The sequence below is a fragment of the Amycolatopsis sp. NPDC041971 genome (assembly GCF_055588925.1).
The window spans coordinates 206,914-222,390 of record NZ_JBVJCE010000009.1; the positions used below are offsets into that span (position 1 = coordinate 206,914).

Annotated in this window: 10 protein-coding genes; 7 read left to right on the forward strand and 3 right to left on the reverse strand. The window is 69.5% G+C overall.

The features are described from left to right. Nucleotides 1–625 precede the first annotated feature (625 nt). Nucleotides 626–931 (reverse strand): hypothetical protein, encoded by a 306-nt coding sequence (locus tag ACZ6DT_RS19990; RefSeq protein ID WP_465597053.1) that lies wholly within the window; start codon nucleotides 929–931, stop codon nucleotides 626–628. Nucleotides 932–1,002: 71 nt separating this feature from the next. Further along, complete coding sequence (locus tag ACZ6DT_RS19995; RefSeq protein ID WP_465597056.1) at nucleotides 1,003–1,317, reverse strand: hypothetical protein; 315 nt, start codon at nucleotides 1,315–1,317, stop codon at nucleotides 1,003–1,005. Between the two features lie 512 nt (nucleotides 1,318–1,829). On the opposite strand from ACZ6DT_RS19995, the gene ACZ6DT_RS20000 reads away from it, so the two are divergent. After that, nucleotides 1,830–3,050 carry a helix-turn-helix domain-containing protein gene (locus tag ACZ6DT_RS20000; RefSeq protein WP_465597059.1) on the forward strand — a complete coding sequence of 407 codons (1,221 nt, stop codon included), beginning with the start codon at nucleotides 1,830–1,832 and terminating at the stop codon, nucleotides 3,048–3,050. A 49-nt stretch (nucleotides 3,051–3,099) separates the two neighbouring features. Here ACZ6DT_RS20000 and ACZ6DT_RS20005 read toward each other — a convergent pair whose 3' ends face one another. Beyond that, nucleotides 3,100–3,915 carry an AfsR/SARP family transcriptional regulator gene (locus ACZ6DT_RS20005; protein ID WP_465597062.1) on the reverse strand — a complete coding sequence of 272 codons (816 nt, stop codon included), beginning with the start codon at nucleotides 3,913–3,915 and terminating at the stop codon, nucleotides 3,100–3,102. Nucleotides 3,916–4,245: 330 nt separating this feature from the next. Here ACZ6DT_RS20005 and ACZ6DT_RS20010 point away from each other — a divergent pair, with 330 nt between their 5' ends. The 6 genes from ACZ6DT_RS20010 to ACZ6DT_RS20035 all read left to right on the forward strand — a co-directional run. Next, nucleotides 4,246–5,073, forward strand: coding sequence for an alpha/beta fold hydrolase (locus ACZ6DT_RS20010; protein ID WP_465597065.1), 828 nt, complete (start codon nucleotides 4,246–4,248; stop codon nucleotides 5,071–5,073). Continuing rightward, entirely contained in the window at nucleotides 5,073–6,914 is a 1,842-nt protein-coding gene (locus tag ACZ6DT_RS20015) for a 1-acyl-sn-glycerol-3-phosphate acyltransferase (RefSeq protein ID WP_465597068.1), read from the forward strand. The genes ACZ6DT_RS20010 and ACZ6DT_RS20015 overlap by 1 nt, the downstream gene beginning before the upstream one ends. Then, nucleotides 6,911–8,407, forward strand: a complete 1,497-nt coding sequence (locus ACZ6DT_RS20020) for an HAD-IB family hydrolase (RefSeq protein ID WP_465597071.1) — start codon at nucleotides 6,911–6,913, stop codon at nucleotides 8,405–8,407. The genes ACZ6DT_RS20015 and ACZ6DT_RS20020 overlap by 4 nt, the downstream gene beginning before the upstream one ends. 12 nt (nucleotides 8,408–8,419) lie before the next feature. Further along, nucleotides 8,420–9,826, forward strand: a complete 1,407-nt coding sequence (locus tag ACZ6DT_RS20025) for a wax ester/triacylglycerol synthase domain-containing protein (protein WP_465597074.1) — start codon at nucleotides 8,420–8,422, stop codon at nucleotides 9,824–9,826. Nucleotides 9,827–9,880: 54 nt separating this feature from the next. Beyond that, nucleotides 9,881–11,485: a PfaD family polyunsaturated fatty acid/polyketide biosynthesis protein gene (locus ACZ6DT_RS20030; RefSeq protein ID WP_465597077.1), complete on the forward strand. Its 1,605-nt coding sequence runs from the start codon at nucleotides 9,881–9,883 to the stop codon at nucleotides 11,483–11,485. 40 nt (nucleotides 11,486–11,525) lie between these two features. Next, nucleotides 11,526–15,477, forward strand: a 3,952-nt coding sequence (locus ACZ6DT_RS20035) for a beta-ketoacyl synthase N-terminal-like domain-containing protein (protein ID WP_465597080.1), incomplete at its 3' end; no start/stop codon positions are given.

Below are 15,477 nucleotides of genomic sequence, written 5' to 3' on the forward strand. Positions count from 1 at the left end.
CAACAGAGAGAAAAGGGGACCCCCCGCATGTCGCGCCGCCAATTCCCCGGCCCCCCCCTTCCCCCCCCCCCCCCACAGCGGCCAGGCGGCGTGAACTAGGGGAGGGTCGCGCCGCGGCCAGGTAATCCCATCCCGGGATTCCTGTAGATGTACCCGCATCTCCGACGGGGGGAAACCACACGTTCGGGGGGCGTTGCAAGCGACGTCACGAACCGTCGCGCACGCAAGCGTGAGGGGAGCAGGGGGATGCTCCGGTGGTCGGCTACACGAGGCGAGGCCCAGACCGAGCAGCGCCTTGCAAAGAGACAGATGATGACAAACGTGCCGGATGGTGATCTTTTCGGCGATTCTCGTACTCGGGATCGGCGGTGGTTTCACCGCACCCACGTCGGCCGAACAGCGTCGCCCACCAATCACACAGGCCACGTGCACCGGGTCGCGCTCGTGCTGACGCACCTGGGCCCCATTCACCACGAAGTTCGCCGAGGTGCTGCTCAAGAACCAGTGACACTGTTCGAAGCCCGGCTCCCGACCGGCTCAACGGCATGCGGATGACCAGCCACTGCCGACCGCCCGGGCGAACGTGCCCGACCGGACCGCGTGCGCCCGGGTGCCGTGCGGTGACTCAAATGGGTCCGGGGGCACGACTGGGATCCTGGTCGGGCACGTTCGCTTCGACGCGCTCCATCAGCAACGCGAACGACATGACCAGGAGCGGGATCACCAGCACCATCCACATGATCCTTCTAGTACCCGGATCGGCCGCCAGGTAATCGCTCCCGTCGGGGAAGTCGATGGAGCGTGACAGCACGTCGTTGTTCTCCGTGATCTTCGGCGGGGCGGCCAGGGCCCGGGAAGTCCCGGCGAACCCGTGCGCCGGGCTCCAGGTGACCTCGGGTGAGTGGTGGAGCAAGAGAAGCCCTGCTACCACCGGCCGCTCCCGGCGGAAGCACGCGATTTCGCCGGGAGCGGATACCGAGCCCGCGTGCCCGGGCGGAGGGCTCAGGTGTTGTGGTTGATGGTCTTGCCGGACGTCAGGTCGCCGGAGTAGCACCAGATGGTGCTCTTCCGCAGCCCCGGGTGCGCCCAGATCCCGGTGCGCGGGTAGGTGCCGGATTGTCCCGGCTGCCGGCAGTCGATTCTGATCCGGAAGGTACCGGTGCCGCCGGTGCGCCTGGCCTCCGCACCGGTCCCCTTCGTGAGGTACTCCGACGAGCACCCGGTGGGCGCGGCGATCGCCACCCCTGGTGCCGCGACGGCGGCGCGTGCGACGAGGAACGAGCCCGCGCCCAAGAGCCTGATTGTCCGGTTTGTCATGGAACTTCCTGGATCCGGTGTCCGACGTCGTCCACACGCTGGCTCGGTTCGACGAGATCGTATGTCTCGGGGCGACCACCTCGAACCGTAGCCGAAGGTCGCGTTCAGTTCGGCTGCGGTGGTGCAAGCGCGCGACTTCTCTGAATTCCGCGCGGCTCGTCCTCGGCGAGTCCCAGGATATGGCCCGGTGAACCGCGTGAACTTTGTCAAAAGAATGGCTGCCCGACGATTTCACTTGTTCGCATGACGGCTGCCTGCGGTGATGGGGAAGTTCCTTGATATCAGATGGCCCAAAATATCTCGGATAGGGTACGTCGTCATAACCAACAGTCACGCCGGTGCTTGAGCTGCTGCAACGCGAGGTGTACGCCGTTAGTTCGTCTGTTCTGGCTCCTTTCCGGAAAGTGTTGATCTTGATAGTTGCGGGGCTCTCGACTTGTTTAGACCGAATGATTCCGGCTTTGCTTGTGGCATCGATATGTGCTCAGATGTGATCGTTGAAGGGGGGCTAGTTGGATTTCCATGAATCGACGGTCGGCAAACGTATAGAGGCGTTGCGGCGGAGGCGGGGCCTGTCCCGCAAGACGCTCGCCGGGCTCGTCGGCCGAAGTCAGGAGTGGCTCCGCCAGGTGGAGAAGGGCTCGCGGCGGATGGACAGCATCGAAGTCCTCGTCCGCATGTCCGAGGTCCTCCGAGTGAACGATTCGTCCCAATTGCTGCCGGGGTTCGCCGTTTCCGGCGACCGCCCGGGTGAACGGGTCAGGGGGTCCCTGACGGAGCACCTGCGGCGTTCCCTGTTCCTACTGGATGCCTGCCCCGAGGACGTGCCGGAAAAGCAGCCGGCCCCGCAGTTGGTGTCCATCCTGGCGACGGAAGCCGATTGGCTGTGGCGGGATTGGGCGTCGTCCGGTCGTCGGTTCGATCCGGTCGGGCACAAGACTTCGGAACTGCTGTTGCGGTCGTGGCAGGTGTGCGAAGTGCTGCCCTGCCAGTGCGGTGACGGGCTCAATCCGGCCTGCCGGACCCATATGCGGATGCTCCTGCTCATGGCGTCGTTGTTCTCGCGTCTCGGCGAACACGAACTCGCCTACTTCGCGGTCCATCAGGCCGCGCGTCGCGCAGGCCGCCACTCGCCCACGTCCCCGGACATCGAATGCGGACCCGCGCTGGCGTACGTGTTGGCGCGGCTGGGTTATCCCACCAAAGCGTTGCCGATCGCCTTGAGGGCGGTCCACCGTCACCGCGACGGCCCGGCCGGTGTCCAGACCGCCCTGCATTTGTCCGTGGCCGAGGTGGCCGCGATGGGCGGTGATCACCGGACGTGTGAACAGTACCTCGCTTCGGCGGAAAAGCTGGCCTTGGACCGGGCAGAAGGGTCAAGAGAAGAGCTCGTCATCGGTTCTGCGTCGGTGTCCACTCGGAGAGCGTTGTGCATGCTTCGGCTCGGCCAGGCCGATCTCGCCCTTCATGTCGCGGAAGAGGCCGACGCCGAAGAGGACCGTCCGGCGGATGAAGCGGTGGATCTGTACGTCGCGCTCGCCCAGGTGTGGGTGGCGCGGCGTGAGGACGTGACGGCACTGCTCACCTTGCTGCGGGTCGAGCGGGTGTCGCCGGACGACTTGTACTACAGCCGGTCGGCGGCGAAACTGCTGGACACCCTCCAGCAGTCCGCGCTCCCGACGGTACGGGCGGAGGCGACCAGTCTGGCGGACCGGATCGTGCCGCCTTCCTGAACCCGTCGTGGGAAGCCGTACTCCGGTCAAGTGAGCACGGCCGCCGCTTTCACCCAGTCGGCCCCAGTTCGTCGAACAGCCAGAAGTCCTGCAGCAGTACCGTGTCGTGGCGGAGGATCGCCGTCATCCACCGCTGCAGAGCGGGGGTCGGCTCGACGCCCAGCTCTTCGGCCAGCCGCGAGCGGGCGTGGTGGTAGGTTTCCAGCGCATCAGCCTGCCGCCCCGCGCGGTACAGCGCCACCATGAGCTTGGCTTGGAGCCGCTCCCGGAACGGAAACGACAGAGCGAGTCTCCGGGCGTCGCCGATGATCTCCGAGCATCGGCCTGCGGCCAGCGCGCTCTCGATCAGGACTTCCCACAGGGAAAGCCGGGTCTCTTGCAGGCGAAGCCGCGCCGCCTGCCCCTCCATGCCCACGTCCAGCCCGGTGAACGGCTCGTCGCGCCACAGGCCGAGAGCTTCCTGCGCCGTTTCCATGATCGCGTGCGGGTTGCCGTGCGGAAGACGGCCGGCGATCTTCGCCAGCCGTTCGAAGCGGGCCGAGTCGACTTCGACCCGCGCGTCCAGCTCGAGACGGTATCCCGGGTACCGCGGCCGGAGGGTGACCAACCCCCCGCCGCACCAGCGGTCGAGGTCGCGCCGGAGCCGGCTCACGTGGGCGTGGATGGCGCCGACGGCATCGTCGGGGGGCACTGGCCACAGCTCGCGGATCAGCTGATCCTTGGACACTGTGCTGCCCGGGTTCGCCAACAGGGCGACGAGCAGTCTCGACCGCAGCGAACGGTGCGCGACGACGTCGCCGGACAAGGTACGCAACACCAACGGACCGAGGCACAGGATCTGCACGGGCGGGCCCTTCAGTCGCACGGATAGTGATTCTCTGAGTACTGATTGTGCTCAGTGAGTGGTTTGCGACTCCAACCCGAATTGCGTGCGAAGACACCCGTTTCGCGGGATCGCGGCTGCCAGTCCAGTGGAGCCTCGCCGTCCTTCAGCGCAACCGGAAGTGCTCGCGCCAGGTCCAGCCGCGGTGTCAGCTTCGATGTCCGCGTCGTTGTCAGCCGAGGTGTCAGCGACCGTGGTTAGCGTCGGTGAAGTCAGTCCGACAGCGCCGGAATCCGGGGAGATCGTCTCGTGTTTTCGTTGTCCAGCGGCGTACCGCCGACTCCCCTCCACACCGGAGGGCAAGGAAAACCCTTGCTGCTGCTGCACGGGCTCGGCTCGGTCTGGCGAACCTGGGAGCCCGTCCTCCCGATGCTGGAACAGGACTTTTCGGTCATCGCGCCGACGATGCCCGGCCACTGGGGAGCGCTTTCGCGGCGTCCGGCAGATCGGGCGACCCCGCAAACCGACGCCGACGAAGCCGAACACTGGCTGGACCACTTCGGCCTCGACCGGGTGGCGGTGGTCGGCCATTCGCTCGGCGCGTGGACCGCGCTGGAGCTGGCCCGTCGGGGCCGGTGCGAGACCGTGGTCCTGCTGACCCCGGCCGGAGCGTGGCGCTCACGGACGGACCTGATGAAAGGCGCGCTGCGCTCGGCGGCCGGACATGCCGTGGCCCGCGTCATGGCGCCGTTCGCGCCACCCTTGATGCGGCTGCTCCCGGTCCGCCGGGCGTACTTCGACTTCCTGGTCCGAGACGGACGGCGCATCGATGTCCCGGACGCGGTGCTGGAGCTGAGGGCGGCCGCCTACTGCTCGGTGATGATCGCGGCCCTGTGCGCTTTGGCCAGAGCCGAAAGGATGCGGCCGTGGCACGACCACGAGAACGCCGTGCACGTCGTGCTGGCGGAGAAGGACCGCGTGCTGCCCTTCGAGGAGTTCGGGGACCCCTTGCTCGAGCTCGTCGAACCCGTGGACTGGTTGATGCTGCCGGGCACCGGCCACATGGTGCATCGGGACGCACCGCAGCGGGTCGCCGCGCTCATCCGCGGCGCTGTGCTCGACGGCCGCATGCCAGGGGTGGACGTGCGACAAGGCGGCCGGGGCCGTCAGCTCCGTTCGGTGCCCGCGGGGGATCTGTGATGAGCCGGGAGGTCGGGCTGATGTCCGCAGGCAGTAAAACGGTGCGGAAGCAGACTCGGGCGGACCGGAAGGCCACGGTATCGGCGGTCCTGGCACCCGCCCTGGCGCGGAAAGCGGTGGCGTCCCTGGCGAAGGCACTCGACCGGACGGAGCGAGAGGTCCACCGGGAACTGGCCGCTCACCTCGACGAGCTGGTGGTGGCGGAGCGCCCGTGGGCGGCCGAGGCACTCCGGCCGCTGTTGTGGCTGCTGGGCTCGCGGCCCTGGCGCATCCGCACCGGGCCTGCCACCCCGGACGGGCCGGAGACCTTGGCAGGCCGGGGGCCGGCGGTGTTCGTCGTCGCCCATCGATCCTATGTGGACTCGTTGGTGGTGAATCGGATCCTGAACCGGTCGGGGCTCGCTCCGAGCTACATCTTCACCGGTGACAACCTGCGGTTCTGGCCATTGGGCCCGCTCGGGCGGCGGAGCAACCTCGTTTTCATGCGCCGCCACTTCCCGGACGACGCCTGCTACAAGCTGGCTCTGCGCCTCTACGTCTCCTACCTCCTCCGGGAGGGCAAGAACCTGATGTTCGCCATCGAAGGCGGACGTTCCCGCGACGGCGGCTTGCAACCGCCGCGGTTGGGTTTGCTGCGCTACGTCCTGGACGCGATCGACGAGGAATCCGTTCCGGCGGTGTCCCTGGTTCCGGTGGCCCTGACCTACGAGTACTTGTTCGAAGCCACCGCCTTGGTGGACCAGCAGGCGGGTGCGGTCAAGCCGGCTGAGGACCTCGGCGGGCTCCTGCGGCTGGCGTGGGCGCACCGGCGCCGGCGAGGCGCCGTCGACGTGCGATTCGGTGAGCCGCTGCGGCCGGCCCGCCGCCCGGCGCACACGTCGGCGGGCCATACGGGAGACGACGTCATGACGACTGCGCTGCGGCTGTGCGCACGCATCAACGAGGCGACGCCGATCACGCCGATGGCGTTGGTCGCGATGGTTCTGCTGGGGTCGCCCGGTGAGTCGTGGACGGTGCCGCGGTTGCGCGGGCGACTGGACGGGGTACTGGAATTCGTCCGGCAACGGAAACTGCCCTTGGCGGTGCCGGTGGAGCATGTTCCGGCCCACGTCGTACGCGAGTGGCTGGAGCACTTGCTCGCAGCGGGAGTGATCGAGCGGGACGGAACGGGGGCCGCCTACCGGCTGCCGTACGGACACCGTCGACTCGCCGCCTACTACCGGAACATGTCCTGCCACTGGTTCCTGCCGCGGGCGCTCGCCGAGATCGCGTTGCTGCGAGCCGCGGCTGCCGAGTCCGAAAACCGTGATTCCTTGGTGGTCAAAGAAATCGAGAGCTTGGAGAAAGTGCTCACGTGCGCTGTGACCGGCCTGTCCGCGGAACACCTCGGTGCGCTCGCCGCGAAGGAGACGGACCTCGTCGTGACGGAATGGCGGGACCTGCCGTCGGTGGAACTCTCGCGACGGCTGCGCGCGGTCCCATGCCTGTTCGCTCCGCTGGTGCTGCGTCATGTGACGGAGGGGTTCTCCATCGTGGCGGCGCGGCTCGCCTTACAAGCGCCTGCCGTGCCGGTCGACGAGACGATGCTCATCCGCTACTGCCTGCGGGACAACGACAAACCGCCGGATCCGGATGACGACCACCGCGTGCTCCCGGAATCCGTTTCGCTGCCGTTGTTCTCCCGCGCCACGGCCTTCTTGCGAGCCGAAGGACTGTTCGCCACGAACGTGGATCCGATGTCGCTGCGCAGGCAGCGGCGCGACGCCGAGACCGCGCTGACGGCGCTCCGGGACGAGATCGCCGCGTTGGCCGTCCGGTTCGATGAGGAAGGGAAGCGATGAACGACGTCGACCAGCGGCTCGAAGAGATCGAACAGGGCCCCAGTGGTCCGCGAACAGCCGCCGTGTTCGACTTCGACGGCACCTTGATCCGGGGATATTCCGTCGAAGCCTTTCTCCACCGCCGGTTGCGCGCTTTTCCGGTGGAGCTGTCCCTGCTCACCGGAGTGCTCCTGTCGCGGCTCCGGACGGACTGGACCGAGACAGACGTGTCGAAGTTCGTGCGTACAGTCGCCAAGGCGCTGGCCGGTACCCCGGAACGAACCGCCGAGAAGATCGCGGGGCAAGTGCTCGAACGCGACATCGCCGCCCGGTTGTTCCCCGACGCGTGGCGGCTCATTCTGGCGCACCAGCGCAAGGGACACCTCGTGGTGCTGGTTTCCGCCGCGACGAGGTTCCAGGTGGCGCCGATGGCGGCGGAACTCGGAGTCGACCACGTGCTGTGCACGAAATTGGCCACCCACAACGGTGTGCTCACCGGGATGGTGGACGGCGAAGTGGTCACCGGCTGGGCGAAGGAAGAGGCTCTGCGGAAGTTCGCGGCACGGCACGACGTGGATCTCACGGCGAGCTACGCCTACGCCGATGACACCGCCGACGTACCGTTCCTGGACGCGGTGGGACACCCGTGCGCGGTGAACCCCCAGCCGAGGCTTCAGCAGGTGGCCCGCGAACGGCAGTGGCCGGTCTGCCGTTTCCGCGTCGATTCCGGCCCCGGGTTGCCCGGTCTCGCGCGGACGGTGAGCGCCTACGGGGCGACCGCGGCCGCGATGGCTTCCGCCTTGGCCGTCGGCCTGGGGGTCAACCGTGACCGGCGGCAGGCCGTCGATCTCGCCCAGGGGACGGTGGCCGACCTCGCGCTGGCCCTGACCGGGGTGACGGTCACCGTGCGCGGTGAACACCACCTGTGGGCCCACCGGCCCGCGGTCTTCCTGTTCAACCACCGCAGCTCGCTGGATCTGCTGGTGGTGCTCAAGGTGCTGCGCCGGCATCTCACCTCGCTGGCGAAGAAGGAGCTCAAGTGGGCTCCCGGGTTCGGCCAGTTCCTTTGGCTCAGTGACGCCGTCTTCGTCGATCGCAGCGGACCGGGCACGGCCGGGAAGGTGATCACCGCGGCGGTGGAACGGCTTCGGCGAGGAGTGTCCCTGGCCATCGCCCCCGAGGGCACCCGGTCCCTCACTCCCCGGCTCGGCCGGTTCCATCGGGGCCCGTTCGTCATCGCGATGGCCGCCGGGGTGCCTGTGATCCCGCTCGTCATCCGCGACACGGGGAACCTGCTGCCCAAGGGAGCGCGTGTTCCCCGTCGCGGGCACGTCGAGGTCGTGGTCGGGGCGCCGGTGGAGACCACGGGCTGGCAGCAGGACGGCCTGGAACGCGGCGTCGCGAGAGTCCGTGACTTCTACCTCGAAGTGCTGGGGCAGCAGCCCGCGCCCTCCCCGATTCCGAGGGAGACCGGCTCCGGGCGGGCGCGGGACCTCGGCAAGTCGACGTCGTAGGCAGGAGCAGTCATGTCCAACGGACAACCCGATGGTTTCGTCGGCAGCGACGCGTGGGGTGCGGCACGGCGGATGAACGGACTCGACACGGTGATGTGGCGCGCGGAGGCCGATCCTCTGTTGCGTTCCACGATCATTGCCGTGTACACCCTGGACCGGGTGCCGCCTTGGGCGGACGTCGTCACCGAGCACGAACGGATCGTGAAGGATGTTCCCCGGCTGGCCCAGCGAGTCAGCGAGACCTGGCTCGGCGTGGGAAATCCCGGCTGGCGGCACGATGCGCGACTGGACCTCGGCTATCACCTGCGCCGGGTACGCCTGCCCGAACCCGCCGACCACGGCGCACTCCTGGCGCTGGCGCAGACGATGGCCTGCACCCCGTTCGATCGGCGCCGTCCGTTGTGGGAGGCCGTGCTCGCCGAAGGGCTCAACGGAGACCAAGCGGGTTACGTGCTGAAGCTCCACCACAGCAGCATGGACGGCGCCGCGTTGATGTGCCTGGACGCGTTGATGCACCCGCCGTACGGCAGCGACCGCCCGCAGCCCGCGCTGTCCCTGGTGCAGGACGAGGGCGACGGAGCGGGGAGCCGGGCACGCTCGGCCGGATCGACCGGCTTCCTGGCCGCCGTGGGCGGGAAGCTGCTCGGCCACGCGACCGGCGCGTTGCGACACCCGGTGCGTGCTGTGCGTGAGGGCGGCAGACTGGTGGAGTCTCTTGTGCACGTGTTCGCCCGGCCCACGGCGGAACCGTCCCCGTTGCTCCAGGGAAGGGCGGGTAGCTGGCGGTTCGTCACCGCGGACGCCCCGCTGACGAGTGTGCGGGCCGCCGCCAAGGCGGCGGGTGTGTCCCTCAACGACGCGGTGGTGTCGGCCGTCCTCGGTGGACTCCGGCGCTATCACGAACACTTCGGCGTACCACTGTCCACAGTGGCCACCGCGATACCGATCGCGGGCGGCCGCCCCGGACAGATCCGCGGCGGCAACGGGTTTTCGGTGGCGCGGATGGCGATGCCGATGGGCGAGCAGGACCCGGTCCGGCGCATGCGGATGGTCCGGGAGTTGATCGCCGGAGTGCGTTCCGAGCGGGCGGGCAAGGCCCCGGTGCTGCTGGCGCACTCGATGGGGGTGCTGCCGTCGTTCGTCGTCGCGCCCGTGCTCAAACACACGACCCAGGCCCACGACGTGCAGATCAGCAACCTGCGGGGTGCCGAGTCGCCGCTGAGCCTCGCCGGGGCGCGCATCCTGCGGCTCTACCCCTTCGGCCCGCTGCCCGCCATCGCCCTGTCCGTCACCATGCACACCTACGACGGAATCTGCTGTTTCGGCGTTAATTTCGACACCGCGGCGGTCCGCGATCCCGCCGTGCTGGCCCGTTGTCTCCAGGACGGCATCGACGAAACCACCACCACCGGCTTCTGATCCGTTCCCGCGGCCGAGCGGTCCGCGCCCTTCCTCCCGGAAAGCAGGTCGACTGTGCACGCCCACGCCCCGAACACCGCCACGCACCCGGACATTCCGGCGGGCGAAGCCGCCGCGTTCGACCCGGTGGGCATCGCCGACTGTGTACGGCGGCCCCGTGCGACCCTGCACGTGGTCGACGGCGGCCCGGACCGAGGGCACGGCGTACTCATCGGAGACCGTCCCCCGGCGGGCCTGCCGGTGCTGGGCACGTTGCCGCCGCTGTACCCGGAATGGCTGGGCGACCGCTCCTTCTGCGCCGACCACGGTGTGCGATTTCCTTATGTGGCGGGAGAAATGGCCAACGGCATCGCCACGGTGCAGATGGTGACCGCCCTCGCCGAGGCCGATCTGCTCGCCGTGTTCGGTGCCGGCGGGCTCGGTCTGGGCTCGATCGAGCGGGCGGTGGGCGAACTGGGCACCGCGCTGGCCGGACGGGCCAACTGGGGTGTCAACCTGATCCACGCGCCGGGCGAACCGCTGCTGGAGGAGCGCACCGCCGACCTGCTGATCCGGCGGGGCGTCCCGACGGTTTCCGCGTCGGCCTATCTGACGCTGACCCCCGCTGTCGTCCGTTGTGCCGTGGCAGGCCTGCACCGGGACCACACCGGCCGGATCGTGCGGGCGCGGCGGATGCTGGTCAAGCTCTCCCGGCCGGAGGTCGCCCGGCTGTTCCTGTCGCCGGCGCCGAGGGAAGTGCTGCGCGAGCTGATCGGACGCGGCCAGCTCACCCCGGAGGAGGCGGAACTCGCCGCGAGCGTGCCGCTGGCCGACGATGTCACGGCCGAGGCGGACAGCGGGGGGCACACGGACAACCGGCCGCTGACCGCGCTGCTGCCGGCCGTGCTCGGCCTGCGTGATGAGCTCACCCGGCAGCACGGATATCGCCGGGTGATCCGGGTGGGAGCCGCGGGCGGGCTCGGCACCCCGGCCGCGGTCGCCGCGGCCTTCGCGGCGGGCGCCGCCTACGTGGTGACCGGATCGGTCAACCAGGCCTCCGTCGAGGCGGGCCTGTCGGAACAGGCCAAGGCGCTGCTGGCCGAGGCCGATCTCGCCGACGTGGTGATGGCTCCCGCCGCCGACATGTTCGAGATGGGCGTCAAGCTGCAGGTCCTGCGCAGGGGAACGTTGTTCGCCTCGCGCGCGGGCCGGCTCTACGAGGCCTATCGCGACTACCCCGCGCTCGAGGCCTTGCCCGCGGAATTGCGCACCAAGCTCGAACGCGAGGTCTTCCGGCTGCCGGTGGACGAGGTCTGGCAGCAGACCAGGCGGTTCTGGCAAGACCGGGATCCCGCCCAGCTCACCCGGGCCGAAACCGATCCGCGGCACCGGATGGCCCTGGTCTTCCGCTGGTATCTGGGCCAGTCCAGCCGGTGGGCGATCAGCGGTGAACCGAGCCGGACCGCCGACTACCAGATCTGGTGCGGCCCCGCGATGGGTGCCTTCAACCGGTGGGTCGCGGGCAGTTTCCTCGCCGCGCCACGCAATCGGACGGTCGCGCAGATCGCCCTCAACCTGCTCGAAGGCGCCACCGTGCTCACCCGCGCACACCAACTGCGCACCTTCGGCGTGCCGGTTCCCCCGGAAGCGTCGGTGTTCGTGCCCCATCCGCTCTCCTGACCGCCACGAGAGCCAACGGACCACAGCGAAGGAGAAGGCCATGACCGAGTTCTCCCGGGAGCGGCAGGTGCCCGTCGCGATCGTCGGCGTCGGCGCCCTGCTGCCCGGAGCGACCGACACCGGCCGGTTCTGGCGGGTGGTGGTGTCCGGCCGCGACACCATCACCGACGTACCGCCGAGCCGCTGGCTGACCGAAGACTTCTACGACCCCGACCCGTCCCTGCCCGACAAGACCTACGCGCGGCGCGGCGCGTTCCTGCCCGCTGTCCCGTTCGACCCGGTGGCCTACGGTGTCCCGCCCACCAATTTGGCCGCCACCGACAGCGCACAGCTGCTCGCCCTCATGGTGGCCGAACAGACCCTCGGCGACCTCGCGGGAAAGCTGGACGCCGAGGCGCGGGAACGGGTCAGCGTGGTGCTGGGTGCGTCCGTCCTGCCGCTGTACGGCCAGATGGTCAGCCGGCTCGAACGTCCGGTGTGGCTCAAAGCCCTGCGCGAAGAGGGTGTCGAGGAACCGGCGGCGCAAGCGATCTGCGACACGCTCTCGCGGCACTACGTGCCCTGGCAGGAGGCGACCTTCCCCGGTGTCCTGACGAACGTGGTCGCCGGGCGGATCGCCAACCGGTTCGACCTGCACGGCATGAACTACACCACCGACGCGGCGTGCGCGAGTTCACTGTCGGCGGTCTCCGCCGGGGTGGCGGACCTGGCCCTGGGGCGATCGGACCTGGTGCTCGCCGGCGGGGCCGACACCCAGAACGGCGTCGAGATGTTCATGTGCTTCAGCAAGACGCCGGCGCTGTCGCCCACCGGCGACTGCCGCCCCTTCTCGGCCGACGCCGACGGCACGATGCTGGGTGAAGGCGTGGTGATGCTCGCACTGAAGCGGTTGAGCGACGCCGAGCGAGACGGGGACAACATCTACGCGGTGATCCGCGGGATCGGCTCGTCGTCGGACGGGCGCAGCACCGCGGTCTACGCACCGTTGCCCGAAGGGCAGGCACGGGCCCTGCGCCGCGCTTACGAGGAGGCCGGGTACGGACCGGAGACCGTGGAGCTGGTCGAGGCCCACGGCACCGGCACCAAGGCCGGGGACCGCGCGGAGTTCACCGCCCTGCGCGCGGTGTTCGACGACTCCGGCAGACCGGACCGGCAGTGGTGCGCCCTGGGCTCGGTGAAGTCGCAGCTGGGCCACACCAAGTGCACCGCGGGCGCCACCGGCCTGCTCAAAGCCGCACTGTCCCTGCACCACAAGGTGCTGCCGCCGACGATCAAGGTGGACCGGCCCAATCCCGCGCTCGAGCTGCCCGCCAGCCCGTTCTACCTCAACACCCGGGCGCGGCCCTGGATCAGCCCGGCCGACGAGCCCCGTCGCGCCTCGGTTTCGAGCTTCGGCTTCGGCGGCAGCAACTTCCACGTGGCTCTCGAGGAGTACGCGCCGCGGCCCGGTACGGCCGCCCGGCGGCCCCGGAACCACCCCGCCGCCGCCACTGAACTCCTGCTGCTCGGGGCCGGCACCGCGGAAGCGCTGATCGACCGGGCCCGGGAACTGGCGGCGGCCGCGCGCGAGTCCGGCGACGAACTCACCACCTTGGCCCGGCGTACCCAGTGCGAGTTCTCGGCGTCGGACGAGGCCCGGCTCGCGGTGATCGCCGCCGACCCGGGCGACCTCGCGGCCAGGCTCGACCAGGCCACCGAGCTGATCGAGCAGAACCCGGCCGGACCGATCTCCCTGCCGTCCGGCACGTACTACCGCTTCGGCGAGGCGACGCCCGGCCGCGTCGGCTTCCTGTTCCCCGGCCAGGGCTCCCAGTACGTAGGCATGGGTGCGGACGTGGCGGTGCACGTCCCGGCGGCCCGCGCCGCGTGGGACCGGGCCGCCGCCATCGACCTGGACGGACCGCCGGTGCACCGGGTCGTGTTCCCCCCGCCCGCCTTCGGCGAGGAGGAGAGCGCCGAGCAGGCCCAGCACCTGAACGCCACCGAGTGGGCGCAGCCCGCCCTGGCCGCGCACAGCACCGCCCTGCTCGCGGTGCTGCGAGAGCTCGGGCTCACCGCGGACTGCGCGGCGGGCCACAGCTTCGGTGAACTGATCGCCCTGCACCACGCGGGCGCCTTCGACGCGGAGACGCTCCTGCGGCTGGGACGGCGGCGTGGCCTGCTCATGCGGGAGGCGGCGCAGCACACTCCCGGTGCCATGCTCGCCGTCGCCGCGACGGCCGAAGACGTCCAGCACGCCATCGACGAACTGGGTGATCCGGGCGTCCTGGTGATCGCCAACCACAACGCTCCCCGGCAGGTCACTGTCTCCGGCGACCGCGATTCCGTCACGAAACTCGCGCGAATGCTGGAGGAGCGCAAGGTGACCAGCCGCGAACTGGCCACCTCCGGTGCCTTCCACAGCCCGCTGGTGGCCGATGCGGTGCCGAAGCTGACCGCGTTCCTCGACGACTTCGACGTCTCCGCGCCCCGGATACCGGTCTACGGGAAGGCCGGTGGAGCGATCCATCCCGTGCAACCCGGCGCCGTCCGCCGCGGCATCGCCGAGCACGTGGTGTCGCCGGTGCACTTCACCGACACCGTGGAAGCGATGTACGCCGACGGCGTGCGCACGTTCGTGGAGGTCGGCGCGGGCGCCACGCTCACCCGACTGGTCGGCCGGATCCTGGACGGCAGGCCGCACACGGCCGTGGAGCTCGATCGCCCGCGCCGCGACGGGCTCACCTGCCTGCAGGACGGACTCGCGCGGCTGACCGTCGACGGCGTCGACCTCGCGTTCGAGGCTTTCTGGGAACCGTACGGTCCCGCGCACCAGGAAATCCCCGGGACGGAAGCGCGGCCCGGCCGTCCCGCGATGGCGGTGCCGATCGACGGCGGCAACCACGGGCGGCCCTATCCGCCGCCGGGCGGGCACCGGGAACTGCCGCACCCCAACCCGCCTCGGCCGCCCGCACCTCCCGCCACTCCGGTGGTTCCTGCACCGCAAACCGTGAAGCCCGAGGAGAACGGAAGCCACGCCGTGCCGACGACCACCCAGCCGAACGAACCGAACGGCCTCCCGCCCGCGCTGAAGCCCTTGCCCGACCTGCCGGGCCTTCTCGACGACGACTGGCTCACGGTGCTTCAGAACACCCAGCAGCAGACCGCCGACGCCCACGCGGCCTACCAGCAGATGGTGACCGACGCCCATCTCGCGTTCCTGCGCTTGTCCGAAACCTCGCTCAACGGCCTGCTGGGACAACGGGAAGGGACGAGCGGCGAGTACGCGACCACGCCGATCACCGGCCACGGCGACAGCGGTGCCGGCCTGCGGTGGTCGACGACGCGGCAGGGCAGTACCGCTGAACCCGCTGAACCCGCTGAACCCGCGGCGCTCGCGGAAGCTCCCGAGCGTATCCAGCCGGCCGCCGAGCCTCCGGCACCCGAACCGGTTCCCGAACCGGTTCCCGCTCCGCCGGTGCCGATGCGCGAACCGGTTCGCGAGCCGGCCCCGGCCTTCGAGCCCGCCGCCACGGCGGTCGGGCACCTGAACGGCGCGACCGCTGTCATCGACGCCCCCGCCCCGGCCACCGTTCCCGGGTCGGGTCCGGATTTGACGGATTCGTTGTTGTCGGTGGTGTCGGAGTTGACGGGTTATCCGGTGGAGATTTTGGGTTTGGATATGGAATTGGAGGGTGATCTGGGGGTTGATTCGATCAAGCGGGTGCAGATTCTGGCGGCTTTGCGTGAGCGGGTAGGTGGTTTGCCGGAGCAGGATATGGCGGGGTTGGCGGAATTGCGGACGTTGCGCGAGGTCGTGGAAAGCGCCGGTGGCCGCGGCACCGCTTCGGCGATTCCTTCACCGCGCAGTGAGCCGCTTCCGGAGCCGCGCGCGGATTTGACGGATTCGTTGTTGGCGGTGGTGTCGGAGTTGACGGGTTATCCGGTGGAGATTTTGGGTTTGGATATGGAATTGGAGGGTGATCTGGGGGTTGATTCGATCAAGCGGGTGC